This window comes from Ruegeria sp. O4, assembly GCF_056535125.1.
The window spans coordinates 1-26,420 of sequence record NZ_JBQERO010000014.1 but is presented as its reverse complement, the minus strand read 5'-3'; the positions used below and the strand labels follow the sequence as shown (position 1 = coordinate 26,420).

Annotated in this window: 30 protein-coding genes, 2 tRNA genes and 1 riboswitch; of the genes, 15 read left to right on the top strand and 17 right to left on the bottom strand. The window is 56.8% G+C overall.

The features are described 5' to 3' along the window. The first annotated feature begins 21 nt into the window (after positions 1-21). Entirely contained in the window at positions 22-1,473 is a 1,452-nt protein-coding gene (locus ACR0J7_RS15055) for an aldehyde dehydrogenase family protein (RefSeq protein ID WP_480914783.1), read from the top strand. A 281-nt stretch (positions 1,474-1,754) separates the two neighbouring features. On the opposite strand, the gene dxs is transcribed toward ACR0J7_RS15055, so the two are convergent. The 6 genes from dxs to ACR0J7_RS15025 form a co-directional block, all read right to left on the bottom strand. After that, complete coding sequence (gene dxs / locus ACR0J7_RS15050) at positions 1,755-3,683, bottom strand: 1-deoxy-D-xylulose-5-phosphate synthase (protein ID WP_480914781.1); 1,929 nt, start codon at positions 3,681-3,683, stop codon at positions 1,755-1,757. A gap of 16 nt (positions 3,684-3,699) precedes the next feature. Continuing rightward, positions 3,700-4,566 (bottom strand): polyprenyl synthetase family protein, encoded by an 867-nt coding sequence (locus ACR0J7_RS15045; protein WP_480914779.1) that lies wholly within the window; start codon positions 4,564-4,566, stop codon positions 3,700-3,702. Next, positions 4,567-4,809 (bottom strand): exodeoxyribonuclease VII small subunit, encoded by a 243-nt coding sequence (locus tag ACR0J7_RS15040; RefSeq protein ID WP_267363166.1) that lies wholly within the window; start codon positions 4,807-4,809, stop codon positions 4,567-4,569. Then, positions 4,806-5,732, bottom strand: coding sequence for a histone deacetylase family protein (locus ACR0J7_RS15035; protein WP_480914777.1), 927 nt, complete (start codon positions 5,730-5,732; stop codon positions 4,806-4,808). Before ACR0J7_RS15035 ends, ACR0J7_RS15040 begins: the two co-directional genes overlap by 4 nt. Before the next feature lie 69 nt (positions 5,733-5,801). Continuing rightward, positions 5,802-6,503, bottom strand: a complete 702-nt coding sequence (locus ACR0J7_RS15030) for a response regulator (RefSeq protein ID WP_209506983.1) — start codon at positions 6,501-6,503, stop codon at positions 5,802-5,804. Then, a complete protein-coding gene (locus ACR0J7_RS15025; RefSeq protein WP_480914775.1) occupies positions 6,500-7,012 on the bottom strand; it encodes a MarR family winged helix-turn-helix transcriptional regulator in 513 nt (170 codons plus the stop codon). Before ACR0J7_RS15025 ends, ACR0J7_RS15030 begins: the two co-directional genes overlap by 4 nt. Positions 7,013-7,171: 159 nt before the next feature. On the opposite strand from ACR0J7_RS15025, the gene ACR0J7_RS15020 reads away from it, so the two are divergent. From ACR0J7_RS15020 to ACR0J7_RS15005, 4 genes are all read left to right on the top strand, one after another. Then, entirely contained in the window at positions 7,172-8,038 is an 867-nt protein-coding gene (locus ACR0J7_RS15020; RefSeq protein ID WP_480914773.1) for a branched-chain amino acid aminotransferase, read from the top strand. A 109-nt stretch (positions 8,039-8,147) separates the two neighbouring features. Continuing rightward, complete coding sequence (locus ACR0J7_RS15015; RefSeq protein ID WP_480914771.1) at positions 8,148-9,098, top strand: AraC family transcriptional regulator; 951 nt, start codon at positions 8,148-8,150, stop codon at positions 9,096-9,098. Between the two features lie 111 nt (positions 9,099-9,209). Next, positions 9,210-9,575: an SPW repeat domain-containing protein gene (locus ACR0J7_RS15010; RefSeq protein WP_050604526.1), complete on the top strand. Its 366-nt coding sequence runs from the start codon at positions 9,210-9,212 to the stop codon at positions 9,573-9,575. A 172-nt stretch (positions 9,576-9,747) separates the two neighbouring features. Then, a complete protein-coding gene (locus ACR0J7_RS15005; protein WP_480914769.1) occupies positions 9,748-9,954 on the top strand; it encodes a hypothetical protein in 207 nt (68 codons plus the stop codon). 34 nt (positions 9,955-9,988) lie between these two features. Here ACR0J7_RS15005 and cobO read toward each other — a convergent pair whose 3' ends face one another. The 5 genes from cobO to ACR0J7_RS14980 all read right to left on the bottom strand — a co-directional run bounded on the left by cobO (position 9,989) and on the right by ACR0J7_RS14980 (position 13,940). After that, positions 9,989-10,588, bottom strand: a complete 600-nt coding sequence (cobO, locus tag ACR0J7_RS15000) for a cob(I)yrinic acid a,c-diamide adenosyltransferase (RefSeq protein ID WP_480474573.1) — start codon at positions 10,586-10,588, stop codon at positions 9,989-9,991. 56 nt (positions 10,589-10,644) lie between these two features. Next, the gene (locus ACR0J7_RS14995) at positions 10,645-11,580 is read right to left on the bottom strand and encodes a DMT family transporter (protein ID WP_480898840.1); all 936 of its coding nucleotides are present in this window, start codon (positions 11,578-11,580) and stop codon (positions 10,645-10,647) included. 45 nt (positions 11,581-11,625) lie between these two features. Further along, a complete protein-coding gene (locus ACR0J7_RS14990) occupies positions 11,626-12,288 on the bottom strand; it encodes an HD domain-containing protein (RefSeq protein ID WP_480898843.1) in 663 nt (220 codons plus the stop codon). Then, positions 12,272-13,372 (bottom strand): chorismate synthase, encoded by a 1,101-nt coding sequence (gene aroC / locus ACR0J7_RS14985; protein WP_480898846.1) that lies wholly within the window; start codon positions 13,370-13,372, stop codon positions 12,272-12,274. Before aroC ends, ACR0J7_RS14990 begins: the two co-directional genes overlap by 17 nt. Before the next feature lie 127 nt (positions 13,373-13,499). Next, positions 13,500-13,940, bottom strand: a complete 441-nt coding sequence (locus tag ACR0J7_RS14980) for a 6,7-dimethyl-8-ribityllumazine synthase (protein WP_480494934.1) — start codon at positions 13,938-13,940, stop codon at positions 13,500-13,502. A 130-nt stretch (positions 13,941-14,070) separates the two neighbouring features. Further along, positions 14,071-14,218, bottom strand: a riboswitch (FMN riboswitch). 54 nt (positions 14,219-14,272) lie between these two features. On the opposite strand from ACR0J7_RS14980, the gene ACR0J7_RS14975 reads away from it, so the two are divergent. Further along, positions 14,273-14,884 carry an FMN-binding negative transcriptional regulator gene (locus ACR0J7_RS14975; protein ID WP_480772963.1) on the top strand — a complete coding sequence of 204 codons (612 nt, stop codon included), beginning with the start codon at positions 14,273-14,275 and terminating at the stop codon, positions 14,882-14,884. A 19-nt stretch (positions 14,885-14,903) separates the two neighbouring features. Here ACR0J7_RS14975 and ACR0J7_RS14970 read toward each other — a convergent pair whose 3' ends face one another. After that, a complete protein-coding gene (locus tag ACR0J7_RS14970) occupies positions 14,904-15,350 on the bottom strand; it encodes a c-type cytochrome (RefSeq protein WP_480898850.1) in 447 nt (148 codons plus the stop codon). 461 nt (positions 15,351-15,811) lie between these two features. Here ACR0J7_RS14970 and petA point away from each other — a divergent pair, with 461 nt between their 5' ends. From petA to ACR0J7_RS14940, 6 genes are all read left to right on the top strand, one after another. Next, complete coding sequence (petA, locus tag ACR0J7_RS14965) at positions 15,812-16,396, top strand: ubiquinol-cytochrome c reductase iron-sulfur subunit (RefSeq protein WP_267363183.1); 585 nt, start codon at positions 15,812-15,814, stop codon at positions 16,394-16,396. Between the two features lie 15 nt (positions 16,397-16,411). Then, positions 16,412-17,743, top strand: a complete 1,332-nt coding sequence (gene petB / locus ACR0J7_RS14960; protein ID WP_267363184.1) for a cytochrome b — start codon at positions 16,412-16,414, stop codon at positions 17,741-17,743. A 17-nt stretch (positions 17,744-17,760) separates the two neighbouring features. After that, complete coding sequence (locus ACR0J7_RS14955) at positions 17,761-18,552, top strand: cytochrome c1 (protein WP_480482771.1); 792 nt, start codon at positions 17,761-17,763, stop codon at positions 18,550-18,552. A gap of 199 nt (positions 18,553-18,751) precedes the next feature. Beyond that, entirely contained in the window at positions 18,752-19,003 is a 252-nt protein-coding gene (locus ACR0J7_RS14950) for a PepSY domain-containing protein (RefSeq protein WP_480506915.1), read from the top strand. Positions 19,004-19,008: 5 nt separating this feature from the next. Beyond that, on the top strand, positions 19,009-19,584 hold the full coding sequence (locus tag ACR0J7_RS14945; RefSeq protein ID WP_480482775.1) for a cytochrome b/b6 domain-containing protein: 576 nt from the start codon (positions 19,009-19,011) through the stop codon (positions 19,582-19,584). Then, a complete protein-coding gene (locus ACR0J7_RS14940; RefSeq protein ID WP_480487822.1) occupies positions 19,581-20,126 on the top strand; it encodes a helix-turn-helix transcriptional regulator in 546 nt (181 codons plus the stop codon). Before ACR0J7_RS14945 ends, ACR0J7_RS14940 begins: the two co-directional genes overlap by 4 nt. Here the strand turns inward: ACR0J7_RS14940 and mtaB are convergent. Beyond that, complete coding sequence (gene mtaB, locus ACR0J7_RS14935; RefSeq protein ID WP_480914766.1) at positions 20,108-21,364, bottom strand: tRNA (N(6)-L-threonylcarbamoyladenosine(37)-C(2))-methylthiotransferase MtaB; 1,257 nt, start codon at positions 21,362-21,364, stop codon at positions 20,108-20,110. The genes ACR0J7_RS14940 and mtaB overlap by 19 nt on opposite strands. Next, on the bottom strand, positions 21,361-22,194 hold the full coding sequence (gene dapF, locus ACR0J7_RS14930; RefSeq protein WP_480914764.1) for a diaminopimelate epimerase: 834 nt from the start codon (positions 22,192-22,194) through the stop codon (positions 21,361-21,363). The genes mtaB and dapF overlap by 4 nt, the downstream gene beginning before the upstream one ends. A 220-nt stretch (positions 22,195-22,414) precedes the next feature. Between dapF and ACR0J7_RS14925 the strand changes: the two genes are divergently transcribed. From ACR0J7_RS14925 to ACR0J7_RS14915, 3 genes are all read left to right on the top strand, one after another. Further along, positions 22,415-22,490: transfer RNA gene (locus ACR0J7_RS14925), tRNA-Lys, on the top strand. 382 nt (positions 22,491-22,872) lie between these two features. Beyond that, a complete protein-coding gene (locus ACR0J7_RS14920) occupies positions 22,873-23,403 on the top strand; it encodes a DUF2280 domain-containing protein (RefSeq protein ID WP_480898865.1) in 531 nt (176 codons plus the stop codon). Between the two features lie 327 nt (positions 23,404-23,730). Further along, positions 23,731-23,805, top strand: a tRNA-Thr gene (locus ACR0J7_RS14915). Between the two features lie 207 nt (positions 23,806-24,012). On the opposite strand, the gene ACR0J7_RS14910 is transcribed toward ACR0J7_RS14915, so the two are convergent. The 3 genes from ACR0J7_RS14910 to ACR0J7_RS14900 all read right to left on the bottom strand — a co-directional run. After that, positions 24,013-24,588: a deaminase gene (locus tag ACR0J7_RS14910; RefSeq protein ID WP_480914762.1), complete on the bottom strand. Its 576-nt coding sequence runs from the start codon at positions 24,586-24,588 to the stop codon at positions 24,013-24,015. After that, positions 24,533-25,573 carry a hypothetical protein gene (locus ACR0J7_RS14905; RefSeq protein WP_480914761.1) on the bottom strand — a complete coding sequence of 347 codons (1,041 nt, stop codon included), beginning with the start codon at positions 25,571-25,573 and terminating at the stop codon, positions 24,533-24,535. The genes ACR0J7_RS14910 and ACR0J7_RS14905 overlap by 56 nt, the downstream gene beginning before the upstream one ends. 350 nt (positions 25,574-25,923) lie before the next feature. Next, positions 25,924-26,420: protein NO VEIN domain-containing protein (locus tag ACR0J7_RS14900; protein ID WP_480914759.1), on the bottom strand; the 497-nt coding region annotated here is incomplete at its 5' end.

Genomic DNA, 26,420 nt, shown 5'->3' with positions numbered 1-26,420 from the left:
AGAGCCTGAACGGAGGCCAAAATGACCCAACCACTCTGGTTTGATCCCACCCTGTGCCTGATTGGCGGAAACTGGATACCTGCGACATCAAGCGACTCATTGCCTTTGACCAACCCGTCAGACGGGACCGAGATATGCAGGATTGCACGCGGCTCGGGTGTGGATATTGACGCGGCGATCGCCGCCGCCAGATCTGCGCTAAAGGGCGACTGGGGGCGCAAGACGGCCTTGGAGCGCGGCCGCATCCTGACCCGGCTGGGCCAGCTGGTGCTGGAACGGGTGGACGATCTGGCGCGGCTTGAGGCGATGGATGTCGGCAAGCCCCTGACGCAGGCCCGCGCCGATGCCATCGCGCTGGCGCGCTATTGTGAATTCTACGGCGGTGCAGCGGATAAGGTGATGGGTGAGACCATTCCCTATCTCGATGGCTACACCGTCTATACCCTGCGCGAACCCCATGGGGTGACGGGCCACATCGTGCCCTGGAACTATCCAATGCAGATCATTGGGCGCTCGGTCGGGGCCGCGCTAGCCATGGGCAACGCCTGTGTTCTGAAACCTGCGGAAGAGGCCTGCCTGACCGCGCTGGCCTTTGCCCATCTCGCGCAGCAAGCGGGTCTGCCAGCAGGTGCGCTGAATGTTGTGCCCGGTCTGGGGGCCGAGGCCGGTGCCGCATTATCCGGGCATCCGGGGGTCAACCATATCTCGTTTACTGGTTCGGTGGCCACGGGTGCATTGGTGCAGCAGGCCGCAGGGCGAAACGTTGTGCCTGTGACACTGGAACTGGGCGGAAAATCCCCGCAGCTGGTGTTTGACGATGCCGATCTGGATGCCGCCCTGCCGTTTCTGGTGAATGCGGGCATTCAGAACGCAGGACAGACCTGCTCGGCCTCCTCCCGCATTCTGGTACAGCGCGGTGTCTATGATCAGGTCAAATCTCGCATGGCCGAGGCCTATGAACAGCTCAGCGTTGGACCCGCGATGCAGGATCTTCGCGTTGGACCGCTGATTTCCGAGCGGCAAAAACAGATCGTAAACAGTTTTCTGGACAAAGGCGCCGATCTGACCATTGCGGCAGAAGGGACGATCATAATGGATGCGCCGGAAACCGGGGCTTATGTCCGGCCCACCTTGTTTGCGAACGTGCCACCGGATCACCCGCTCGCCCGTGATGAAATCTTCGGCCCGGTCCAGGTTCTGATCCCGTTTGACACCGAAGAACAGGCTCTAAATATAGCCAATAGCACTGATTACGGTCTTGTCGCCAGCGTCTGGACACGTGACGGTGCGCGGCAGATGCGGTTGGCAAAAGGGCTGCACGCGGGTCAGGTGTTCCTCAACAACTATGGGGCAGGTGGCGGCGTTGAACTGCCATTTGGCGGCGTGGGCAAATCCGGCCATGGCCGCGAGAAAGGCTTTGAGGCGCTTTATGGCTTTTCGCAACTCAAGACAGTGGCTGCCTATCACGGGTAACAGCGCCCCGGTCTGTCAGATCAACGTTTCTTTCGCGCATATGCGCCCCAGAACAATCTCCTTGATCTCTTTAAGGGAATGGGCAACGGACAATCCAAAGGGCGGTTGGTATCAGTGATTTGTCGTCTCAAGTCACTTTTGAAGCAAAGACCGTTCGGGTCAGGACCAGAAAATCGCAATGAAGGACCCGGGTGGCGCTTGGCATTCCCGCTCTGTTCTGGATTGTCGGCCTCCTGCTTGTAAAAGCGTCGAAACCAAAAGCGGGCGTCTCAACGCCGCTATTACGCGCGCTTTTCACCGATCGAGGTTACGCCCAGAACATCCAGCACCCTGGCTTCGATCTGCTCGGCATTCATACCCGCAACGGCATACATGTCCGCGGGGCTGGCCTGATCGATGAAGCTGTCAGGCAAGACCATCGAGCGGTATTTCAAGCCCCGGTCAAAAACACCCTCATCCGCCAGAAGCTGTGCCACATGGCTGCCAAACCCGCCAACTGCGCCTTCTTCGATGGTGATCAACGCCTCATGATCCGCAGCCAGGTCCAGGATCAGTTCCCGATCCAGCGGCTTGGCAAATCGGGCGTCGGCGATGGTTGGGCTAATGCCTTTGGCGGTCAGAGACTCGGCTGCTTTCTGAACTTCCGCCAGCCGCGTGCCAAAAGACAAAAGCGCGACGCGCGCGCCTTTTCGGATCATGCGGCCTTTGCCGATCTCCAGTACCTCACCGCGTTCGGGCAGGTCCACTCCGACACCTTCGCCGCGCGGATAGCGAAAGGCAATCGGCCCTTCATCATGCGCGACAGCGGTTGCCACCATGTGCATTAATTCCGCCTCATCCGCGGCGGCCATGACGACCATGCCCGGCAGATTGGCCAAATAGGCAATATCGAACGACCCGGCATGGGTGGCACCGTCAGCACCCACCAGACCCGCGCGGTCAATGGCAAACCGAACGGGCAAGCGCTGGATTGCGACGTCATGCACAACTTGGTCGTACCCCCGCTGCAGAAAGGTCGAATACATGGCGCAGAATGGTTTCATCCCCCCTGCCGCGAGCGCAGCCGAGAAGGTCACGCCGTGCTGCTCGGCAATCGCCACATCGAAACAGCGCGACGGGTACCGTTCGGCAAACAGGCCCAACCCGGTGCCATCTGGCATCGCGGCAGTCACCGCAACGATCTTGTCATCGCGCGCGGCGGCATCCACCAGAGCCCTGCCAAAGACAGACGTGTAAGAAGGGGCGTTTGAAGGGGCCTTTTTCTGCTCGCCCGTAACCACATCGAATTTGGCTGTCGCGTGGCCTTTGTCGCGGGCCTGTTCGGCTGGTGCGTACCCTTTGCCCTTCTTGGTCAAGACGTGGATCAGGATCGGCCCGGTTGCCCGCGCCTTGACGGTGCGCAGAACCGGCAACAGCTGATCCAGGTCATGCCCATCAATAGGCCCGAGATAGGAAAACCCGAGCTCTTCGAACAGGGTCCCGCCCACGGCCATACCTTTCAGCATTTCCTTAGCGCGTTTGGCCCCTTCGCGGAACGGTTCGGGCAAAAGTGAAACAGCGCCCTTTGCGGCGGCTTTCAGATCGTGGAATGGCGCCTCGGCGTAGATTCGGGACAGATAGCTGGACAGGGCACCAACAGGGGGGGCGATGCTCATTTCATTGTCATTCAGAATGACGATCAGGCGTTTCTTCAGGTGACCTGCGTTATTCATCGCCTCAAAGGCCATGCCTGCGGACATCGATCCATCACCGATCACGGCAATCGCGTCACCCAACCCTTCAGGGGTTACACCGCCCAGATCACGCGCGACGGCAAAACCCAGTGCCGCACTGATCGAAGTGCTAGAATGCGCGGCGCCAAACGGGTCATAGGGGCTTTCGCTGCGCTTGGTAAAACCGCTCAGGCCATCTTTCATGCGCAGCGTGCGAATGCGGTCGCGCCGTTCGGTCAGGATTTTGTGCGGATAGCACTGATGGCCCACATCCCAGATGATCTTGTCGCGCGGCGTGTCGAAAACAGCGTGCAGCGCGGTTGTCAGTTCCACAACACCCAGACCCGCGCCCAGATGCCCGCCGGTCACAGAAACCGCCGAAATCGTCTCGGCCCGCAATTCCTGCGCAACCTGATGCAGCTGCGCGTCCGAGAACCGCTTGAGATCAGCGGGGCGGTTCACAAGATCCAGCAGGGGCGTTTTGGGGCGGTCAGACATTTGGCGCGTTCCTGGCTTAGCTGTCCCGGGCAATAACGAAGCGAGCGGCTTCCTTCAAGGTTTCTGCCGTCGGGCCATACCCGTCCAGTGCGGTGCAGGCCTGATCAACAAGTTCACTGGCGCGGGTTCTGGCAGCATCCAAACCCAGAAGCGATACGAAAGTGGCCTTTCCCGCATCCGCATCTTTCTGAAGGCGTTTGCCTGCCTTTGTCGCATCACCTTCAACATCAAGGATGTCGTCTGCAATCTGAAAAGCAAGACCAAGGGCTCGGGCATATTGGCGCAAGGGCTCTGGATCCGCTTTCGCCAGACGCGCACCCGCACAGGTGGACCATTCGATCAAAGCGCCCGTTTTGCCGCCCTGAAGCCGTGTTATCGCATTCAGCGTCAGAGGTTCAGAAGCGGTTTCCGCCGCGATATCAAGCGCCTGCCCCAAAACCATACCTTGCGCACCGCTTGCCCTGGCCAGTGTCAGTGCCAGATCAGCGCGAACGTCTGCATCTCCAACCTCGGGCCGGGTACACAGCTCAAAGGCCAGTGTTTGCAGCGCGTCCCCGGCAAGTACAGCCGTGCCTTCATCCCATTTCACATGCACCGTGGGGCGTCCGCGCCGCAGATCGTCGTCATCCATGCAGGGCAGATCGTCGTGAACCAGCGAATAGGCGTGCAGGGCCTCTATCGCGGTCGCGGGCCAGATCGCGCGGGACTCGTCGATTTGGTGCAGGCGCGCACTTTCCAGAACCAGAAACCCGCGCAGCCGCTTACCGCCCCGGGTGGCGTAGGCCATTGCCCGTGTCACATCCAGATCGTCCAGCGCGCCCATTATCAGGTCAAAATGATCCTGAAGGCGCGCCGCGTCCTGCGCCAGTCTTTCCTGAAACATTTACTGACCTTCGACAGGTGTGGTCCCGGTCGGTTGGCCATTCGCGTCCAGAGTGATCGCGGCCACTTTTTCCTCGGCCCGCTTCAACTCGTCCTCGCAACGCTTTTTCAAAGCGGCCCCGCGTTCATAAAGCGCAATCGACTGATCCAGCGCCACGTCGCCGCGCTCAAGCTGACCAACCACGGTCTCAAGCTCTTTCATGGCCTGCTCGAATGTCATCTGCTCAACTGGGGTATCGGTCATCGTGCTGCCTTCATCAGTTCTTCCACATGGGCGCGTGTCGCCTCGGCCAGTGCGTTCAGATCATACCCGCCCTCCAGAGTCGAGACGATACGGCCCTGACACACCTCATCGGCTATCCCGCACAGCTCTGCCGTGATCCAGGCGAAATCGCCAGTCGACCAGTTGAGATTGGCCAGAGGGTCGTCCTGATGCGCATCGAACCCGGCCGAGATGATGATCAGCTCCGGCCGGAATGCCCGCAGGCGCGGAAAGGCCTGCGTTTCATAGGCGGATCGCATCTCAGCCCCGCCGGTGCCCGGGGCCAGCGGGATATTCAGAACGTTATCGTAAGCGCCTGCCTCGTCCGGGCGGCCTGATCCGGGCCATAACGGCATTTGCTGGCTGGTGATCACAAGGGCCCGATCTTCATCCCACAGCAGGTCCTGCGTGCCGTTGCCATGATGAACGTCGAAATCGACCACAGCGACCCGCTTCAGCCCGTGGTAATCCAGCGCGTGTTTCGCAGCCAGCGCCGCGTTGCCAAACAGGCAGAACCCCATGGCTTTCTCGGCTTCGGCATGGTGCCCAGGCGGGCGAATGGCACAAAAGGCGTTCGGCGCCTCACCGCCCAAAACCAGATCAATGGCGCGCACTGCCGCACCCGCCGCGCGATAGGCCGCATCCACGGAACCCGGCGACATGAAGGTGTCCCCGTCGATCTGCGCAAACCCGTCAGTGGGGCGCGACGATCTGATGTCGCGGATATGGCTTTCGGGATGAACACGCAGCAAATCATCGTCTGCCGCCAGCGGAGCGGTCACGCGCTTCAGATCCAGCCCCTCCAGCGCGTGCAGGATATGCTCCAGCCGCGCCACCTGTTCCGGATGACCCTGGGGTGTGACATGTCCAAGGCAATCGGCATGTGTCAAAAGGGCGGTTTTCATCGGGATCCCATCTTCATCTGGCTAAAAAATATCCTCGCCGAAGGCATTAATCGCCGCGCAGCGGCCCATTCAATCGGGCGCCAGCATATAGCCCGCGCCCCGGACTGTCTGCAGATACCGGGGCTGTTTCGGGTCCTGTTCGATCTTCCGGCGCAGGCGGGTGATCTGCACGTCCACGGCACGTTCTTGCGCCTGTCCTTTATCCCGGCCCAGATCTTCCACCAGTTTTGCACGGCTGATCGGCTCGCCCGGTTGGGCCGAGAAAATTTTCATCAGCTGGCTTTCGGTTGCGGTCAGGCGGACCGGCATTTCACCCTGCCACATCTCACCGCGTTCAATGTCATACCGGATGGGACCAAGATGCAGGATCTTCGCCGCTGTTTCCTCGGCCGGGGTTTCCGGCATTCGGCGCAGGATCGCATTGATCCGCAGCAACAGCTCTTTCGGCTCGAAAGGTTTGGCGAGATAATCATCTGCCCCGGCTTCAAGCCCTGCAATCCTATGCTCGGTCTCGCCCTTGGCGGTCAACAACAGGATCGGTGTCGTATGGGTGTCACGCAGCGATCTGGTCAGGCTGACGCCATCTTCGCCCGGCATCATCACATCCATGACGATCATGTCGAAATCCAATCCCGACAGAACCCGCCGCGCATGGGCCGCATCCCGTGCCGCTGTCACCAGAAACCCGTTTCGCATCAGGAATTTCTTGAGCAGATCGCGAATGCGTTCGTCATCATCAACAATCAGCAGATGGGCATCCATTTCGCTCATGAACTCGTTTCCCGCAATTTCGTATAGGCATGACGCATATCAGCATCCATCATTGCTTCAAGTACTTTGCGAAACCCGGCCACGGCCTCGGGACCGGCATCCTTGAAGGCTGCGCGCATTCTTGTTCGTTGCGCATCTGACAACGTGGCCTCCAACGTTTCGCCCTTTTCCGTCAGAAATAGGTGCCGTTCGCGTTTATCCACGGTTCCGACCCGGCTTTCCACCAGACCATCCTCGATCAATGTCCGAAGAACCCTGTTCAGAGACTGTTTTGTAACCCCGAGGATCGCCAGCAAATTGTTCACCGTGGTGCCCGGAGCACGGTTGATAAAATGGATCGCGCGGTGATGGGCGCGGCCATAGGCCATCTCGGACAGGATACGATCAGGATCCGCGGTAAAGCCGCGATAGGCAAAGAACATGGCCTCGATCCCCTGGCGCAACTGTTCATCCGTCAAAAACAACAGGCTCTCGCCCCCATATCGCGGGGCTGGGCGGATTTCGGACATATCATGCCTCATTCGTTACTCGGGTTTGACTTTATGTCAGCGTTATTGACATTCCAAGGGCGGAGCGGTATCGAATCGCAGTTTTTGCGCAACATTGTGTCCGCATCGGACCTAAGTAGCGCAACAATCGGAAATTTAACCCGGTTCAGGAGGTTTCGCATGGCGGGGTATGATGATCGTGACGGTGTCATCTGGATGGATGGTAAGCTGGTGCCCTGGCGCGATGCCAATGTGCATATTCTGACCCACGCGATGCACTATGCCTCATCCGTGTTCGAGGGCGAACGGGCTTATAACGGCAAGATTTTCAAAAGCCGCGAACATTCCGAACGTCTTATCGCCAGCGCCGAGGCGCTGGACATGCCGATGCCTTACACCGTCGATCAGATTGAAGCGGCCAAGGAAGAGACCCTGAAAGCCAGTGGCCTTCAGGATGCCTATGTCCGCGCATTGGTGTGGCGCGGGTCTGGCGAAGACATGGGCGTGGCGTCGGCCCGCAACCCGGTACGGATGGCCATCGCGGTCTGGCCCTGGGGCGCCTATTACGGCGACGCCAAGATGCAGGGCGCAAAACTGGACATCGCCGAATGGAAACGCCCCAGCCCGGAAACCATCCCGGTTCATGCCAAGGCGGCGGGCCTCTACATGATCTGCACCATTTCCAAACACAAGGCCGAAGCCAAGGGATGCTCGGACGCGCTGTTCATGGACTGGCGTGGTTACGTGGCCGAAGCAACAGGTGCCAACGTGTTCTTCGTCAAGGATGGAGAGGTTCACACCCCGCTGGCGGATTGCTTCCTGAATGGCATCACCCGTCAGACCATCATTCAGATGCTGAAGGATAAAGGCATCACTGTGCATGAGCGGCGCATCAAGCCCGAAGAAATGGCTGATTTCGAACAGTGCTGGCTGACCGGAACCGCGGCCGAGGTCACTCCGGTCGGGCAAATCGGAGATTACACTTTCGAAGTTGGCGACCTGACCCGCGAAATCGCAGAAGATTACGAAAAGCTGGTCCGCTCGTAATAACTTGCAAAACCCCGCTTCGGCGGGGTTTTTGTTGCAGATCGTGCAAATTGTCGTGCAAAGCGTTCCGTGATCTGGACGATCGGATCAGTTTCCGTATCTTCACCGCATGTTGGACCTTCTCAGCGATATTCTCACCCGTCTGTCCCTGCGTGGCACGTTCTACTTCCGCACCTCGTTCACACCACCTTTTGGTATTCAGGTGCCGGAATTCGAAAACGTCGCGCGGTTTCATTTTGTTCAACGGGGTGAGCTCAAGGTCCATGTCTCATCCACCGGAGAAACGTTGAGGCTGCGGCAGGGGGATCTGATCCTGATCCCTCATGGGGCGCCACATGCGTTGTTGTGTGCCGAGGTCAGGCCACCGGATGCGCTCCCTCTGGAGCAGGTTCTTGAGATTGCCGGCTACAATGGCGATGGCGTCCTTGTCTATGGCGGTGCAGACGAGGACCGGGACACGCAACTGATCTGCGGTCATTTTTCTTTTACCGGCCCGGCAGGGCGAAAAGGCACCGGGCATATGCTGATCGACCGCCTGCCACCCTACATCCTGATCGAGAATTATGGTGAAGAGGCCGGATCGTGGATGGAATCGACCCTGCGCATGATCGGATCCGAAGTGTCCGGGGCCCGTATTGGCGGCGATCTGATTGCGCTCAAGCTGTCCGAAGTTCTGTTTGCGCAGGCGATCCGAACCTATCTGGAACGGCAAAGCCCGCAGGACACCGCCCTTGCGGGCTTTGCGGATACGCGCATCTCACGCGCTTTGACGGCGTTCCACCAAGCGCCAGCGCAAGACTGGAGCGTTGCAACACTGGCACGCGAATCCGGCATGTCGCGCACAGCCTTTTCTCAGTTATTTGCCCAGAAGATGGGCACGACGCCGATGCAATACCTCACCGACTGGCGCATGCAGATTGCGTGCCATGGCCTAACAGAGGCACGATGGAACGTCGCAGATGCAGCAGCCGAAGTTGGATATGCCTCTGAGGCCGCGTTCTCCCGTGTTTTCAAGAAGCAGGTCGGCTTGTCACCAGCCGCATACAGGTCCATGCACTAAAGCGCCAAGAATTCTGTACGATCTGCAGGATTTTTGAAACGATCGAGAATTCAGCGTTCGGGTCAGGCTTTCTATCTTTCTTTCATCACTGATTGAAAAGAGGAAAATCTTATGTCCCTGCGTTTCGTTACCCGCTCTGTCCACGCGTATCTGGACTACCCGGTTGCCATTGCCCTGATGACACTGCCATTTCTGCTGGGATTGGGTCAGTCCAACCCGCTGGCGCTGTGGCTTTCCGTTGTCACCGGCGTCGCCGCCTTTGTCCTGACGGTTCTGACCGACCATCATTTGGGAATTTGGCGCGTTCTACCCTATAAATTTCACCTTGCCGTGGACCTGATTGTCGGCATCACTTTTCTGTTTGCACCCAGTGTACTGGGGTTTTCAGGATTGGATGCGGCGTTCTACTGGCTGAACGGTGCGGCTGTGGTTCTCGTCATCTCGCTCAGCGCGCCCGAGCAGGAAGTCGCTGCCTGAGCGCTGTTCCTCAGCACTGGCAAATTTGTCCAAATACTACCGAAATAGCTGAGCCGCCCGTTTTGCAAATCGGCGGCTCAGAGCAGAGAAGCGTGTTGACCGGTCGGGCGAATTTACTTGAAAAAGCCGACTGAATTCACCAGATTTATCCCTGCGCGGGGTGAGGTCACAGATGACAGACACGCTTGACGAAATCATGGCCCGACATGATGCGCTGGTTGCGTGCGGGTGCAATTGTTGCGAAGGCGACTATTGCGCCTATGCCGACCGCCAGAACCGGGTCACAGCAACCGCTGAAGAAGCCCGCACACAAGGCACCGCCCATCAACGCAAGTCGTTGCGATATATTTTTGAAACTGTGCGAAGCGGCAGAGGATAGCAGCGCAGCAGTTTAGGCTGCGCTGTTGCAAGGTTCAGAAATCCACCCCGCGCTGGGCTTTGATTCCCGCCTGGAACGGGTGTTTTTCTTCGGTCATCTCGGTGACCAGATCTGCATAATCACGCAGCGCCTGCGGTGCGTCACGGCCTGTCAGGAACACACTCGTCTTGTCCGAACGCGCGTTCAGCCCGTCTATCACCTGCTCGACCGAGAGATATTCATAGCGAAGCGCGATGTTGATCTCGTCCAGAACCACCAGATCGTATTCGCCACTTGCCATAAGGGCGCAAGCCTTGTCGAAGGCGGCGTTGGCGGCTGCAATGTCGCGCTCGCGGTCTTGTGTGTCCCAGGTAAACCCCTCACCCATCGTGTGCCAGGTGACCAGATCACGTTCTTCGAAGAAACGGCGCTCGCCGGTTTTCCACTTGCCCTTGATGAACTGCACCACGGCGACCTTCTGACCCCAACCAAGCGCGCGGATGACCACGCCAAAGGCCGCAGATGACTTGCCTTTGCCCTTGCCGGTATTGATCAGAACAAGGCCGCGTTCGGGGTCGACGGCCTCGGACACTTTCTTGCGGTGCTGGGCCTGCACCTTTTGCATCTTTTCCTTGTGATCCTGCGCGTCGCTCATTGGGGAACCTCTTTGATTGTCCGGCCCAACCTAGGGAAAGAATGCAAAAGGTAAAGTCACGCTTTGGGGTCCGTGACAGAACGCGCCTTGCCACGCTCAAGCCCCAGCTGGTGTTCGCGCCAGATCACAACAACATTGCCTGCGATCACCAATGCGGCCCCGATCAGGATCGCAACGGTGGGCAATTCATCAAACGCGAAATAACCGATCACAATCGCAAAAAGCATTGTTGCATAGTCATAAGGTGCCAGCATCGATGCTTGTCCAAACCGATACGAGGACGTGACCAAGATCTGTGCAACTCCGCCAATTAGCCCCATGGTGATCAGTATTAGAGCCTGATTCAGGGTAGGCATTGTCCATCCCCAGATCGCCGTCAGGGCCGAAAGCAGCGTCGCTGTCAGCGAGAAATAGAACACGATTGCAGCAGGGTGATCGACCTTGACCAGTTGGCGGATGTGGATCTGCACGAAGGCCCGGGCAAAGGTCGCGCCCAGTACGCATAGCGCTCCGATGGTTGCAGCCGTTTCCATCTGAGTGCTGCCAAGCCGGGGCCAGATCATGATCATCACGCCAAGCAACCCAAGTGCCACGGCACCGATGCGAATCATGCGGATGCGCTCGCCCAGCATCACAGCGGCCAAAATCAGGGTGAAGATCGGTGTGGCGTAACCGATTGCGGTGACTTCGGGCAGCGGCAACAGGCTAAGGCCGGTGAATGTCAGCCCCATGGCGCTGGTGCCCAGAACACCGCGCCAGAAATGACCCATGGGTTTCTTGACGACAAAGCCTTGCGCCAGCTCTCGGCGCGCGATCAGCCACAGAATGATGACCGGAATAGCAAACAGGGACCGGAAGAACACCAATTGGCCCGGCGGGAATTCGTCAGATAAGGCTTTGACCAGGGCCGACATCGACGTGAAAAGGAACAGCGCGCCAAGCTTCAGCGCCACAGCCAGCAAAGGTCGATGCGATGTTAAGGGTTTTGTCATCGGCGCGACCCTGCGCCTTTGCAGAATAAAGATCAACGGGGTGGATCAGGTGATGGTCCACGACTTCGGTATCGATGCGCCGATTTCCGCTGCAAAATCCTCAAGGAACTGAAACATTCGGCCCGCCCTTACCTGCGCAATCTGCTTGCCTGCATCCGTCAGCATGTCGTCCGGCAGGGTCAGCAGCTTAACCTTCCAGTGATCAATCGAATACCGCAGATCGTCCAGCGGGCGCGCTTCTGCGAATGGATCAGCCGGATCATAGAGAACACGCCCCAAAGCACCTGATACAGAAAATGTGCGCGCAATCCCAATGGCCCCCAAGGCGTCAAGGCGATCTGCATCCCTCAGAATCCGGGCCTCGAGCGTTTCGGGTGGGATGTTGGCCGAGAAGCTATGGGCCTCTATCGCATGTTGCGCGGCCTGAACCTGATCGTCGGAAAAGCCCAGTTTTGCCAGAATAGGCCCTGATTCAGCAGCTGACCGGCGTGAGGCAAACAGTCGGTTCGGGTCATTCTTGGGTAGGTTGACCAGATCATGAAGATAACAGGCTGCCAACAGGACGGGGATGTCCGCCTGAGCGCCTGCAATGGCCTGAGCATTGGTCCAAACACGATCCAGATGGGCCAGGTCATGGGCCGGATCAGTTTCCATGCGTTGCGCGACAATGGCACGCAAACGCGCGCGCAGATCAGCCGATCCGTCCACGGTTTTCTCCGATCTGACCACGGTGCAGCAGTAGGTGGTCCAGGATGACACAGGCCATCATCGCCTCACCGACGGGAACGGCGCGGATGCCAACACAGGGGTCATGACGGCCCTTTGTGATGATCTCGGTCTCTTCACCGGATTTTGTAATGGTTTTGCGGGTGGTCAGGATCGAAGAGGTCGGTTTGACCGCAAAGCGCACGACAATGTCCTGCCCGGTCGAGATGCCGCCCAGAATGCCGCCTGCGTGGTTTGAACTGTATTGCGGACCATTCTGACCCATGAAGATTTCGTCGGCATTGGCTTCACCAGTCAGTTCGGCGGCAGCCATGCCTTCGCCGATCTCGACACCTTTGACAGCGTTGATCGACATCATCGCGGCCGCGAGATCGGTGTCTAACTTGGCGTAGATCGGCGCCCCAAGCCCTGCCGGGACTCCACGTGCCACAACCTCGACCACGGCCCCGACCGAGTTGCCGGATTTGCGCAGGTCATCCAGATAGGTCGCCCAATCCCCGGCCGCCTGTTCATCAGGCGCCCAGAACGGGTTCTGTTCAATCTGCGCCCAGTCGAATTTGACGCGGTCGATCTTGTGCGGACCGATCTGGGTCATGTATCCGGTGATCTGCACATTCGGCGCGATCTGCCGGATGGCCTCGCGCGCCAGTCCACCCGCGGCCACGCGCGACGCGGTTTCCCGGGCTGAACTGCGCCCACCCCCGCGATAATCGCGGATGCCGTATTTCTGCCAGTAGGTGATATCGGCATGGCCCGGACGGAACTTGTCCATGATGTCGCCGTAATCTTTCGAGCGCTGATCGGTGTTTTCGATCATCAGTTGCACGGGCGTGCCTGTAGTTTGGCCTTCGAACACGCCAGAAAGGATCTTGACCTGATCTGGTTCGCGCCGCTGCGTTGTGAACTTGTTTTGCCCGGGTTTGCGCTTGTCCAGCCAGTGCTGGATCATCGCCTCGTCAATCGCAACGCCCGGCGGGCAACCGTCGACAGTGGCGCCCAAGGCGGGCCCATGGCTTTCACCCCAAGTGGTGACGCGGAAAAGATGGCCAAAGCTGTTCATCGACATGGGGCGTGCTCCTTTGCGGATCGTGATTAGCGGGCAAGGCCCCCGGCCTCAAGCGGATTTGGCCGTTGACGGTTTGAACGCCGCCCGTCGGGCGGCGCATTTTTGAGTATTTTCGAAAAGATGAAGATCAGGCGGCCTGCGCGACTTTCGCACGGGTTTCTGAGATCATCAGCGCGGCCTGAGCCGCTTCGCGCCCTTTTTGTACGAAATGGTCGCGGTAGATCGCATTGTGATGATCGGTTTCCTGATATTGGTGCGGGGTCAGCGAGACCGAAAGGACAGGAACCCCTGTATCAAGCCCGGCGCGCATCAGACCATCGACCACGGCCTGCGCAACGAAATCGTGCCTGTAGATGCCACCATCAACGACAAAGGCAGCGCAGGCGACGGCGGCATAGCGCCCGGTCCGGGCCAGATCACGGGCCAGCAGGGGCATCTCGAACGCGCCGGGAACGTCGTAGACATCGACTTGTTCCGAGGGGACGAGTTCGAGGAAGCCGTCGAGCGCGCGGTCAACAATATCGGAATGCCAGTTGGCTTTTACAAAAGCATAGCGGGTGTGTGTCATCATGATCTCCTTTCAGTTTGGTGGCCTGCTGGCAGTCGCGAGAACCGGTTCCCACTTTTCGCTGCCAGCCCGGCATGACACGTCACCCAAGGCGATCACGAGCAGGCGCGCCGTGTTACCGGCGCGGCTTGCACGTTCTCTTTCATCCGGACTTTGACCGTCGGCTCTGGCGTCTCACCAGATCTGCTGACACCCCGAAAGCCGGGGCCGCTCGCGGGCTTACGGGCCGTGGCCCGCACACCGCCGGTGGGGAATTCCACCCCGCCCTGAGAACGAGGCGGACCTTGCCAAGAACTGTCCGACGCTGCAAGAGATTTGACAGGAGGACACTCATGCACCCTAACCCCGTTTTTCGCGCCGAGGATCGTGCGCGTCATGTTGAACTCGCCCGCGACCGGGCGTTTGGCGTTCTGGCACTCTCTGCGGAAGAGGGCCCGTTATTAAGTCATGTCCCGTTTTTGTTGTCCGAAGACGGATCAATGGCTGACCTGCATCTTGTGCGCTCGAACCCTGTCGTGCGTGCGCTGCACGAACCGCAGCGCGCAAAGATCGCGGTGCAGGGGCCGGATGCATATATTTCGCCCGATTGGTACGGTGTCGAAGATCAGGTTCCGACATGGAATTATGTCGCCGTACACCTGATCGGAAAGCTTGAGCTACGCCCGCAGGACGAGTTGCGTGACGTACTTGACCGCCAATCTGCATTCTACGAAAAGCGGCTGCTGCCCAAGGCCCCATGGGTCACGGCAAAAATGTCCTCGGACGCGCTGAACAAGATGATGCGCATGATCGTTCCGTGCCGCATGCAGGTTGAAGATATTCAGGGCACGTGGAAGCTTGGTCAAAACAAACCCGAAGGTGCGCGAAATGCTGCCGCTGATCAGGTGTCCTCTGGCTTTGGCAGTGAAATCGCCCAGCTGGCCGCCTTGATGCACAAGGCTTAACCAGCATCAGGCGCCGGGTTTACTGGGGGCTGAAGGTAGCCAGATAAGCGGCAATGTCGTCTGCACCGGTCTTGAGTTTGACGCTCATGTTCGGACGGGCAGTTTCGTCATCCAGAAATTCCTTGATGAAGCCGATCGGATCCTGCGCATAAGCAACGATGTTTTCCTCGGTCCAGACCAGACCCGCTTCGCCGGCACGGATCATGTCATCCGTGAACATGCCGATCGGCAGGCGCTCGCTGCCATAGCGATAATCGTTTTCGGACCCGGCCACGCGACCGACGACGCCATACAGATTCGGGCCGGTGATTCCACCTTTGACCAGAACTTCTCCATCCTTGATGATCGCATGACACGAAGAACAACGGTTATATATTGCCTCACCGTTCGCGGGGTCGCCCGCGGCAAGGGTCTGAGAGGGCAGGGCCAATGTGCACAAGGCAGCGGCCAGAATGATCTTTGACATTGGGGTCTCCTTGCAGGAGTTCGCACGCCTTTTGCGCTGTCCTTTATTCGCGCGGAAAGTGCAACAGGTGAGGCGCGTGCAATTTGTAATTTAAATCATCTATTTAGCGAGTATGTTTTTGCTGAAAACAATCTCCGTTTCGAAGTCTTGATTATGTACCTTTTGGGCGCAAATCAGCGGCACCCAGGACAGGCTTCAAATACCCAACCCGGGTGGCGGAAGGCGGGGTGCGAAAGCGAATCAATGACGCATGAATCGAAGTTGCCGACAAAGTCGCACGCGAGATTCACCAAAAAACACTCTCCGCAGCTGCTGGAAACGACACATGCGGCGTATTGCGCGTTTATGAACGCTGGACGAACACTATTCTCCCCGATAGTAAGCGCGGTTAAGACACCGCATTCGTGCGGTGCGCGAGCTATTTGCCCGTCCGCGGGCGCCAGACAATCGGAGATAACCTCGTGTCCCACGCAGAAGACCACGAAGGCACCCGCAGAGATTTCCTGTACTACGTCGCTGGCGGCGCAGGTGTCGTTGCAACGGGTGCAGCCGTATGGCCCCTGATCAACCAAATGAACCCATCGGCAGACGTTCAGGCGCTGTCCTCGATCCGTGTGGATGTGAGCGGTGTTGAGCCGGGTACGCAGCTGACCGTCAAATGGTTGGGAAAACCCGTCTTTGTCCGTCACCGCACCGGTGCCGAGATTCAGGAAGCTCAGAAACAGGACGCCGAAGGTGTTGATGCGCTGCCGGATCCGCTGGCCCGCAACTTTAACCTGAGCGCCGATGCCCCTGCGACCGACGCAAACCGTGTGATGCCGTCGCCGGAAGGCGAAGCGCCGGGTGCATGGGTCGTCCAGATGGGTGTTTGTACCCACCTCGGCTGTGTGCCTCTGGGTGATGCAGGCGACTTTGGTGGCTGGTTCTGCCCCTGCCACGGTTCACACTACGACCTTGCTGGTCGTATCCGCAAAGGCCCCGCGCCTGAGAACCTGCCCATTCCGCCCGCAGAGTGGGTGGACAACGGCACAATCAAACTCGGCTAAGGGAGACCCAAACTTATGTCCGGAATTCCCCACGATCATTACGAGCCGAAGACAAACGGCGAGAAATGGCTGAACAGCCGCCTGCCGATTGTTGGCCTGCTGTATGACACCCTCATGATCCCGACCCCCAAGAACCTGAACTGGTGGTGGATCTGGGGCATCGTTCTGGCGTTCTGCCTGGCGCTGCAAATTGTCACCGGTATCATTCTGGTGATGCACTATACGCCGCATGTCGACATGGCATTTGCCAGCATCGAACACATCATGCGCAACGTAAATGGCGGTTACTTCATCCGCTACCTGCACATGAATGGCGCATCGCTGTTCTTTGTTGCGGTCTACATCCACATCTTCCGCGGCTTGTTCTATGGCTCATACAAAGCCCCGCGCGAGATCACGTGGATCGTCGGCATGCTGATCTACCTGATGATGATGGGCACAGCCTTCATGGGCTATGTTCTGCCATGGGGTCAGATGTCCTTCTGGGGTGCGACTGTGATCACCGGTCTGTTTGGTGCCATTCCGTTTGTGGGTGACGCGATCCAGACCTGGCTGCTGGGCGGACCCGCGGTGGATAACGCCACGCTGAACCGCTTCTTCTCGCTGCATTACCTGCTGCCGTTCATCATCGCGGCTTTGGTCGTGGTACACATCTGGGCCTTCCACACCACGGGCAACAACAACCCCACAGGTGTTGAAGTGCGTCGCGGCTCGAAGGACGAGGCGAAGAAAGACACGCTGCCGTTCTGGCCGTATTTCGTGATCAAGGACCTGTTCGCGCTGGCCGTGATCCTGGTCGTGTTCTGGGCCGTTGTCGGTTTCATGCCGAACTATCTGGGCCACCCGGACAACTATATCGAAGCCAACCCGCTGGCGACACCCGCACATATCGTGCCTGAATGGTACTTCCTGCCGTTCTACGCGATCCTGCGTGCCTTTACCGGTGAAGTCTGGGTTGTTCAGTTCGCCAGCTTCATCACCGGTGGTATCGTTGACGCCAAGTTCTTCGGTGTTCTGGCGATGTTTGGTGCGATCCTGGCCATGGCGCTGGCGCCCTGGCTGGACACGTCGAGCGTGCGTTCGGGCAAGTACCGTCCGATGTTGAAATGGTGGTTCTACCTGCTGATCATCGACTTCTTCGCCCTGATGTGGCTGGGTGCGATGCCTGCGGAAGAACCCTATGCGACCTTCTCGCTGATCGCATCGGCCTACTGGTTCGCCTATTTCTTCGTGATCCTGCCGATCCTTGGTGTGATCGAGAAACCTCTGGCCCAGCCCGAGACCATCGAAGAAGACTTCAACGCGCATTATGGCAAGGCTGACGCCGACGCCACGCCGGCCGAGTAAGAAGAGGGACCGGAAACATGTTCAAGAAACTTGCAATCGGCGCCGCGTTTGCTCTGGCCCTGACCCCTGCTGCTTCCATTGCAGCAGGTGGTGGTGAGCAGCATATCGAAGATTTCGCCTTCTCGTTCGAAGGCCCGTTCGGCACCTGGGATCAGCATCAGCTGCAACGCGGCCTGCAGATCTATACCGAGGTCTGCGCGGCTTGCCACGGTCTGCAATACGTGCCGCTGCGCGATCTGGAAGCGCTGGGTTACTCGGAAGAAGAAGTCATCGCATACGCTGCTGGCAACTTCGAAGTCTTCGACCCCGAGCTGGACGATTTCCGCCCGGCGATCCCCACCGATCACTTCCCGGCCAATACCGGCGTCGGCGCTCCGGACCTGAGCTTGATGGCAAAGGCGCGGGCTGGCTTCCACGGGCCTTATGGTCTGGGCATCAACCAGCTGGTCAAAGGCATGGGTGGCCCGGAATACATCGCCTCGCTGCTACACGGCTACACTGGCCACGAAAAAGAAGAAGCGGGTGCAGTGCTCTACGAAAACACCGCCTTCCCCGGCGGCTGGATTTCGATGGCGCCTCCGCTGGCTGACGAGCAGGTCGAGTTCGCGGACGGGCACTCGAACACGGTTGAGCATATGGCCGAGGACGTTGCCGCATTCCTGATGTGGGCGGCCGAGCCAAAGCTGACAGACCGCAAGAACGCAGGCTTTGTCGGTGTCATCTTCCTGACCGTTCTGTCGGTGCTGCTGTACCTGGTCAACAAGCGCCTCTGGGCACCGCACAAGGGCAAACTCCGCAAGGAAGATTGATCCGATCCGTCCTACCGGATTTTACTAATTCAGCCCCCGCGCCGTCAGGTTGCGGGGGTTTTCTTTTTCCAAGCCTCCATCAGCGCGCGCTTATTTGACCGAAATAAGCGCCGGGTCAATGGATTGGACAGCTTCACAGGCGCACATCAGCCACAACGGCTGATCAACTGCCGTTTGTCTGAAACACGGAGTCACGACAATGAAACTTCCTATTCTTTTTGCCTCAATTCTATTTGCAACGCCGGTATTGGCACTGGATCTCGCACCCGATGCCGAGCTTGGAAAATCCGAAGCCGAAATTCGGCAAACTCTGACAGGCATGGGATTCGATGTCCGCAAAATCGAGACGGAAGACGGCAAGATCGAAGCCTATGTCGTCAAGGATGGTAAACTGGCCGAGGTTTACGTTGATCCCGCAAGCGGTAAAGTCGTCAAGATTGAGGATCAGTAACCAGAATGTCTGAAACAGAATTGATGCATCGTGGGCGCACAGGCGCCCACGACGTTCAGGTCTGGGATCCTTTGGTCCGGCTGGTTCACTGGGTCGTAGTCTTGTGCGTTCTGATCAATGCGGGGATATCAAATCCCGAGGGCGCGTTCCACGAATATGTGGGCTATGTCGTGCTGGCTTTGGTCTTGTTGCGGTTGCTTTGGGGGTTAACGGGTCCGGCTTTTGCCAGGTTTGCAGCCTTCCCTTTCAGCCCCCGTTCGGCACTCAACCACCTGCGCGACATGGGGCGTGGTGACCAAAGCGTGCACCTTTCACACAACCCTCTGGGGGCCTTAATGGTCTATAACCTCTGGGCGACACTGCTGGCTTTGTGTGTGACAGGGTTCATGATGGGGACAGTTCGGTTCTTTGGCATCGAATGGGTCGAAGATCTGCACGAACTGGCCTTCAACTGGCTGATGCTGTCTGTTCTGCTGCATGTTGCCGGGGTTGTCATTGATCAGAGGCGAACAGGTGTCGCTTTGGCAAAAGCTATGATAACAGGGCGGAAGAATATACCTGAGGATTGGTCAACCAAATGATCAAATGGATCAGCAGCCATTGGCGGCCCGGCGATGCAGACGCTCACCGGGCTGTACTTATGTCGATAATGATCGTTGTTCAGGTACTTTGCGTGGTGTTTTACCTTGGCGACGTTGCTCTGGATTTGAAGGAAGGCGAGGGGCCTTCTCATGTAAGTCTTGAGGCTTTTGTCGCATTTGTTTTGCTTGCCGGAGTTGTTTTTTTCATGATTGAACTTCGACGCCTGCTGGCAAGGGTAGAACAGACCAAGCTTGGCCTACAGGCCGCGCAGGGTGAAATGAGCGTCGTCATCAACACGTTCTTCGACCGTTGGGGACTTACCACCGCCGAGCGTGATGTGGGTCTATTGGTTCTGAAAGGGCTGGATAACGAAAACATCGCGCGCATCCGGGGGCGGGCCGTAGGAACCGTGCGCGCGCAGACCGCCTCGATCTATGCCAAAGCCGGGGTTGACGGGCGTGCGCAGCTGATAAGCGTATTCATGGAAGAATTGCTTGTCGCAGATGGCGAGGCTGCGGACCTTCAGACAACCAAACTGTGATCATTCGCCCCAATGGCTCGGGCGGTTACGATCTGGCCTTCGGGCTGAGGTGCATTGAACGTAACTTCGGTGAATTGTTCCGTCCGCCCCTTATGCGGGTTCTCCATCAGGATCCGGTGGGTTTTGCCGATCTGTTCTGACAGGTGTTTCCTGACCTGAACGTCCCCAGCCGCACGCAGACGGGCGGCGCGATCCTTGATTACATTTCCGTTCACCTGTTGCGGGATGCGAGCCGCTGGAGTGCCTTCGCGTTTCGAATATGGGAAAACATGCAGCCAGGTCAGATCGCAATCGGTAACCAGTTTCAGCGAGTTCTCGAAATGCGCTTCGGTCTCGGTCGGGAAACCTGCGATGATGTCGGCACCAAAGGTCATGTCGGGGCGCAGTTTCCGGGCCTCTTCGGTAAACCGAATGGCATCGTCGCGCAGGTGGCGGCGTTTCATGCGCTTCAGGATCAGATCGTCGCCATGCTGAAGCGACAGGTGCAGATGCGGCATCAGGCGTGGTTCGGTTGCGATGGCCTGCATCAGATTCTCGTCCACTTCGATCGAGTCGATCGAACTGATCCGCAGGCGGGCCAAATCCGGCACTAGTTTCAGGATGCGCATCACCAGATCGCCAAGTTTGGGCTGTGCAGGCAGATCGGCCCCCCATGAGGTCAGGTCGACGCCAGTCAGCACCACCTCATGATAGCCCCGATCCACCAGCCGCTTGATCTGATCCACCACAACGCCGGCAGGCACGCTGCGGGAATTGCCCCGGCCATAGGGAATGATGCAAAAGGTACAGCGGTGATCGCAGCCGTTCTGAACCTGCACATAAGCGCGTGAGCGTGTGCCAAACCCGTCGATCAGGTGCCCGGCCGTTTCGGTGACAGACATGATGTCATCGACCTGAACGGCCTCGGTCTCGCCGATAAAGTCGGCGGCCATGCCTTTCCAGGTTTCTGGCCGCATCTTTTCCGTGTTGCCGATCACCGCATCGACCTCGGCCATCTGCGCGAAGGTGTCGGGTTCTGTCTGGGCGGCGCACCCGGTAACAATCAGCCGGGCGTTCGGATTTTCACGACGCAGTTTCCGAATCTCCTGCCGTGCCTTGCGCACAGCCTCAGCTGTGACGGCGCAGGTGTTTATCACCACGGCATCCGTCAGTCCGGCTTGTTGCGACAGCCCTTTCATCGCCTCGGTTTCATAGGCGTTCAGGCGGCAACCCAATGTGGTGAATTTAGGCGGGTTCATCCCAGCGTCCCTAAGAACTCGGGCGACAACGTGCCCGAGAAGACGTGACAGGTTGACCCGGTCATCCAGACACCATCCTCGCGCCAGTCAACCCACAGGGTTCCCCCATCCAGATCAATCTGCACCTTTCGCCCCGTCAGTCTACGCCGCGCCGCAGCCACCGCGGTTGCACAGGATGACGACCCTGATGCCAGGGTGATGCCCACGCCCCGTTCCCACACCCGCATGCGGATGTGATCCGGACCCACAACCTGAGCCACTTGCACATTGGTGCGCTCGGGATACAAAGGATGGTGTTCATAGCGCGCGCCGAACTCGGCCAAGGGAATCGCCTCGGCGTTTTCAACAAAGAACGTGCAGTGCGGATTGCCCATACCCGTCGCTGTCGGGGTTCCCTCGATGGGCAGTTCCAGCGTGTCCATCTCTTCAGCCAGCGGAATTTCGTGCCATTCCAACTGAGGAAGACCCATATTGACCGAGGTCAGCCCATCACCTGCGTCCTGCGCAAAAAGCGTTCCACGTTCGGTTGTCAACGTCAGCTGGGTTTTGCCCGTCTCATCCATCAACATTCGTGCGATGCATCTTGTGGCGTTGCCACACGCCGCCGAAGTTGATCCATCCGAATTGTAAAACACCAGATGCGCGTCCGCCGCACCGTTTTCGATTACGGCCAGCTGATCGAATCCCACACCAAAATGCCGATGCCCGATTCCTCGGGCCAGAGCCGGGGTAATCGAAACATCCTGTATGCGCGCGTCAACGACGACGAAGTCATTTCCCAGCCCATGCATCTTAACAAAGGGCAATCCGGTATCGAGTTTCTGTTGCATGGCGGCGATATAGCGTCGGTCGGAACATGAATCCACCCTGTCGCGTCGAATCGTGAAAAAAGGGGTTGACCCCCCTGCGCCACCTGCCTAAGTAGGCCGCCTATCGGGTCGCCGGAAACGCAGGTTGTTTCAGCGAAACGAGGCGCAAATTAAGGGCTTGAACCCGGTTGGGAAATTGCCGTAAAGAGCGCCACGGATCGAGAAGATCCAATAAAAGAGTGGGCCGTTAGCTCAGTTGGTAGAGCAACTGACTTTTAATCAGTGGGTCGCAGGTTCGAATCCTGCACGGCTCACCACTTTTTTCAATAACTTACGGAGATGTAACGCTTCATTGTTTCGATAGTAACGGTGGTGGGGTAACATCTAGGGTAACGAACTGCGGAATTCCTTCACTTAATCGGCAGTGCTTCGCCCCCCATACCGTCTTTACGTAATTGTGGCTAGATTGGAGTTCTTCGGCACTTCGAAGTTTTTGCTTGGCCGGCAAAGCAGAGCGCAGTATTTTCTTAGACATCGTTCAAGGTAGACTGAAGCAATTAGCCGATCCGAAAGGTCGGAACCTTGGTATGACTACATGAATGCAGTCCAACTCATACTGTTGCCAATCGTTCGTATGTTGCGTTTTTGGGGTCAACGGCGAACTCGTTACTACCTTCCTTCATTGATTGACCTTGACGAATGACGCGAAAACTCACCTCCGAACAAAAACGTTTTCTGGTTCAGCAAGCCGCCGAGATGACAACTCCTGGAGAGACGGCCGATGAGTTCCACAAGGTGTACGGATTCAAGATCAAGCCGCAGCTAACCGAGTGTTACAACCCAACCAAACAGATGGGTCGAGACCTTTCACAACCGCTACGCGATCTTTTCGCCACGCACCGCGAAACATTCCTTAATGATACCGCTACTGTTCCTATCAGCAACAAACGATTTAGGCTTGAAATCTTGAATGAATTGCTGACCAAAGCAAAAGAAGAAGATGATTGGAAAACTATGTTTCGAGCGCTGGAACTAGCCGCGAAGGAGACCGGCGGATACGTAATCCGGCAAGAAATCGAAACTAGTGACCGTACTCTAACGACCCGCGAAATCACCGCTGACGAACGGAGGGAGGCCGCTGCATTCTTCGAGTTTGTAGAAACTACCGGGAACTACAGTCTGACTTTGGAGCAGTATCGCTTGAATGTCGCCGAGAAAGGAAGGCAATGACCCCCAGGACACTCACTTACTTCGATCAACTGCCTGCCAGTATTTTGCTGTTTCTTCACAATCTACCGCGTAACCAGGATGGAAGCTTAAATCCAAAAATCCTAACAGACTCCGAACTGAAGCGGTTAGTCGCGATTAGTGATGCGTGCGGCGAGATTCGTAAACGTCCGACTCTCTCTTAGGCCTCATATGGGTTATCCTTTCCCGCGGAGGATAATTTGCGAAAACAGCGAGTTGAAGGCACAGGAGTAGAACTAGTACGAAGTCTTAATCAGTCAGTCAGGACACTGAACAATGAGGGTTGGCCCGTTTAAACGACGTGTCGCTGCCGCATTAGCTCAGCTGGTAGAGCAATCGCTTCGTAAGCGATGGGTCGGGGGTTCAATCCCTCATGCGGCACCATTATCAGCAACCAAACTCTCGGAGTTGATCAATCAGCTTGCGACGCACGTCGTTGGCCTCGTCCTTTTTCAGTCTTACGCTACTTGATTGTTTCGGAGCATCGGCTTGGGCATCTTCCGTTCGAGAGTTCGACCTCTTCTGATCAGAAGAAAATACGAACATGAACTCGCGTTGGTTCCTACGTTTGGATTGATCACTGCCCATTTTCTATCCAGCTTGGTCTTCGGTAGGTTGGCCTTCGATGCTCTCTAGACGTCTTATAACGCGTTTTTCGTGAGTTGTGAATCCATCCATTGGGGGTGGAAGGATCGGATGGGCTGTTTCTTTGTCGTTGGTTAACGCCTTTCCACCGCTTTTTCTCTCCACTCCATGATGGAAGAGTTTTAGGATGCTGTCAGGCCCTACGCCTTCATACTGGAGGAACGAACACAAGTCTTCCTCATCTTCGGTGACGGCAATTGAATCTGCATGGAGTTCCAATGCAAGACTCTTGGCGTAGGGTTCAACGTAGTAAACCTTACTGATTCCGGCGGCGACGATATGCCTTGCGCAATTGTGACAAGGAAAAGTCGTTGTATACAGAGTACCCCCAACCATCCCGGATTTCCCCGCACGCGCAGCCGATACAATTGCCTCCATTTCGGCATGTATGGACCGGCTATATTCTATAAGATCTTTCACGGGGGTTTTGACCAGCTGCTTTTTTAGCTGATCTAAGTCGACACCTTTAGCTAACAGGCCTTCCGATTCCAATTGTTGGTAGATTTTCTTTCTTCCGATCATTGTGGCATAGCTTTCCACCCCACTTGAAACAGCGGTGATCGTTGTTTTTGTCGTTCGCCGAGTAAAGGCCACCACCACCTTTTGGAACGTCATTCCAACCTACACTGAGGAGTTCTCCGTTTTCGGAATAAATTGCAGCACCCACTTGCCGAGACAAACATGCAGACTTACTCGCTGCTGAAACTGCGGCATACATACCCGCTTCATCAGTGGTTGGAGTGTGGACAGAGATGTTAAAAATCACCTCAAGAAACCTATCCGTAACAGTCTTTAGGCGCTCATCGTTTTGACCATCGTTCCGAATGAAAAAGTCGGAAAGGTAAGCAGTTTTGCTCACTTTTTGTCCGTGGTCCCCTTCTCGGTCATTTTCGTCGCGAGTAAAAATCCCTGCCAAGTCGTCCTTTTCTATTCCTTGAGATTTTAATCGAGCTTCTCGAACCGCCTCAGGTGCGAACACGGTAAACTGCCAATACATGCCGCCATACACATTCCTAAGAAGTTCCGTTTCTTTAGGATGCTTTAGCGAGTCGATGATTGTTGCTTGTCTAAGACGCTTCGGCTGGGGCACTGCTGTACTTTCGTCGTACCCGCCTCTTGCACTTCGGTGAATTGCGATAGTCTCAACGGCTTTTGCCGATACATACTCCTCGCCAAACTTGTCGCGAAGTTCGGTGCCAACTTTTTGCAAATCCTTAATGCGCTTCGCGCCCGTTGCAGAAGGGTTAGGCGTGGCTGTTTTGTCAGCGTTTTCCCGAATAAGGTCACTTGCCTTTAGTATAGTAACCTCATACCCATATTCTTTGTGTAATTTGTCTGACAAGATTTGGGCAGCAGTCGTAACTCCAGCGCCCACAGCTCCAACCATGCCGATAACCAATTCTTCGGTTGGGCGAGCGACACCACCCTCGACGCTCTCGATATCATCAAATTCTTTTTCGGATTCGTCATGTATTTGGTCTTTTTTTGCTGTGGTCGCAGTTGCCATCGGCGCATAGCTCCGTCGGAATGAAATAATTTGGACAGTGGTAGCTGGAACATTGCGTTCAATCCAGAGGTGATCTCATTCTGGGTAGCCAAAACATCCTAGTGTTGTAAGCGGTTTGCCTATGTCAGGAAACGTGTGATATTCTTGCAAAGAAAATCTCACGACACGAAAAACACTAAAAAAACAAATCGGTTAGCCGTTTCCCCTGATCATTCGTAATTAGCGGGTCCCCGCGAGAATGGCTTGCGAAACCAAAGAGTTCGCGGCAAAGGAGTAGAACTAGTAAGGCCATAGTAGGGTCCGGAAGCCGCTGTAGCTCAGCTGGTAGAGGCCAGTTCTTTGTGGCGCGACTAACTGAAGGAAAACAACTGCTCAAAGGCTATGAATGGCACTTGTGCGGTCTCCCAGCTACCGCTCCGTCTGTTTTCGGGTACATGAGGCCTCATGTCTTCAACACCGATAACGGCAAGTTTCGGTTGTTGTGAAGCAGTGTTCCAAAGGTGAAAGGAATAGCGTTCTGATTTGTCGGCTGTTTCCCACTCATTTCGTGTGAGGTACAAGGTCGCTTCTCTAAGCGGTCTTTCGGAGCACTTGCACTCGACTTTCATCGGTGCGGTGTCGCTAGCAGACGCTATTGAAAGAAGATCGTAACCAAATTCATCGCTATCCAATGCGACCCATCTGGGCTTCTTTCCGGTTCGCTTCGTCTCATATACTAAGCTTAGTCTCTCGCCTACTCTGCCAACTTCAGTCCGGTTCCTGGACCTGTCCCGTTTTTGTGCCGCCCCAAGTGCTCGTTTAAGCCACTTTCCTTTCGAATGCGACGGGGCTTTTCCAGCCCAATGCT

What these genes read in the sequence shown, in the direction of transcription:
- ACR0J7_RS15025 (WP_480914775.1), bottom strand. Translation starts at nt 7,012, where the DNA reads ATGTCCGAAATCCGCCCAGCCCCGCGATATGGGGGCGAGAGCCTGTTG.
- ACR0J7_RS15055 (WP_480914783.1), top strand. Translation starts at nt 22, where the DNA reads ATGACCCAACCACTCTGGTTTGATCCCACCCTGTGCCTGATTGGCGGA.
- ACR0J7_RS15040 (WP_267363166.1), bottom strand. Translation starts at nt 4,809, where the DNA reads ATGACCGATACCCCAGTTGAGCAGATGACATTCGAGCAGGCCATGAAA.
- ACR0J7_RS14955 (WP_480482771.1), top strand. Translation starts at nt 17,761, where the DNA reads ATGTTCAAGAAACTTGCAATCGGCGCCGCGTTTGCTCTGGCCCTGACC.
- ACR0J7_RS15020 (WP_480914773.1), top strand. Translation starts at nt 7,172, where the DNA reads ATGGCGGGGTATGATGATCGTGACGGTGTCATCTGGATGGATGGTAAG.
- ACR0J7_RS15030 (WP_209506983.1), bottom strand. Translation starts at nt 6,503, where the DNA reads ATGAGCGAAATGGATGCCCATCTGCTGATTGTTGATGATGACGAACGC.
- ACR0J7_RS14995 (WP_480898840.1), bottom strand. Translation starts at nt 11,580, where the DNA reads ATGACAAAACCCTTAACATCGCATCGACCTTTGCTGGCTGTGGCGCTG.
- dxs (WP_480914781.1), bottom strand. Translation starts at nt 3,683, where the DNA reads ATGTCTGACCGCCCCAAAACGCCCCTGCTGGATCTTGTGAACCGCCCC.
- cobO (WP_480474573.1), bottom strand. Translation starts at nt 10,588, where the DNA reads ATGAGCGACGCGCAGGATCACAAGGAAAAGATGCAAAAGGTGCAGGCC.
- ACR0J7_RS15005 (WP_480914769.1), top strand. Translation starts at nt 9,748, where the DNA reads ATGACAGACACGCTTGACGAAATCATGGCCCGACATGATGCGCTGGTT.
- ACR0J7_RS14980 (WP_480494934.1), bottom strand. Translation starts at nt 13,940, where the DNA reads ATGACACACACCCGCTATGCTTTTGTAAAAGCCAACTGGCATTCCGAT.
- ACR0J7_RS14945 (WP_480482775.1), top strand. Translation starts at nt 19,009, where the DNA reads ATGTCTGAAACAGAATTGATGCATCGTGGGCGCACAGGCGCCCACGAC.
- aroC (WP_480898846.1), bottom strand. Translation starts at nt 13,372, where the DNA reads ATGTCGATGAACAGCTTTGGCCATCTTTTCCGCGTCACCACTTGGGGT.
- petB (WP_267363184.1), top strand. Translation starts at nt 16,412, where the DNA reads ATGTCCGGAATTCCCCACGATCATTACGAGCCGAAGACAAACGGCGAG.
- ACR0J7_RS14970 (WP_480898850.1), bottom strand. Translation starts at nt 15,350, where the DNA reads ATGTCAAAGATCATTCTGGCCGCTGCCTTGTGCACATTGGCCCTGCCC.
- ACR0J7_RS15045 (WP_480914779.1), bottom strand. Translation starts at nt 4,566, where the DNA reads ATGTTTCAGGAAAGACTGGCGCAGGACGCGGCGCGCCTTCAGGATCAT.
- mtaB (WP_480914766.1), bottom strand. Translation starts at nt 21,364, where the DNA reads ATGAACCCGCCTAAATTCACCACATTGGGTTGCCGCCTGAACGCCTAT.
- ACR0J7_RS14940 (WP_480487822.1), top strand. Translation starts at nt 19,581, where the DNA reads ATGATCAAATGGATCAGCAGCCATTGGCGGCCCGGCGATGCAGACGCT.
- ACR0J7_RS15015 (WP_480914771.1), top strand. Translation starts at nt 8,148, where the DNA reads ATGTTGGACCTTCTCAGCGATATTCTCACCCGTCTGTCCCTGCGTGGC.
- ACR0J7_RS14920 (WP_480898865.1), top strand. Translation starts at nt 22,873, where the DNA reads ATGACGCGAAAACTCACCTCCGAACAAAAACGTTTTCTGGTTCAGCAA.
- ACR0J7_RS14905 (WP_480914761.1), bottom strand. Translation starts at nt 25,573, where the DNA reads ATGGCAACTGCGACCACAGCAAAAAAAGACCAAATACATGACGAATCC.
- ACR0J7_RS14910 (WP_480914762.1), bottom strand. Translation starts at nt 24,588, where the DNA reads ATGATCGGAAGAAAGAAAATCTACCAACAATTGGAATCGGAAGGCCTG.
- dapF (WP_480914764.1), bottom strand. Translation starts at nt 22,194, where the DNA reads ATGCAACAGAAACTCGATACCGGATTGCCCTTTGTTAAGATGCATGGG.
- ACR0J7_RS15010 (WP_050604526.1), top strand. Translation starts at nt 9,210, where the DNA reads ATGTCCCTGCGTTTCGTTACCCGCTCTGTCCACGCGTATCTGGACTAC.
- ACR0J7_RS15035 (WP_480914777.1), bottom strand. Translation starts at nt 5,732, where the DNA reads ATGAAAACCGCCCTTTTGACACATGCCGATTGCCTTGGACATGTCACA.
- ACR0J7_RS14950 (WP_480506915.1), top strand. Translation starts at nt 18,752, where the DNA reads ATGAAACTTCCTATTCTTTTTGCCTCAATTCTATTTGCAACGCCGGTA.
- ACR0J7_RS14975 (WP_480772963.1), top strand. Translation starts at nt 14,273, where the DNA reads ATGCACCCTAACCCCGTTTTTCGCGCCGAGGATCGTGCGCGTCATGTT.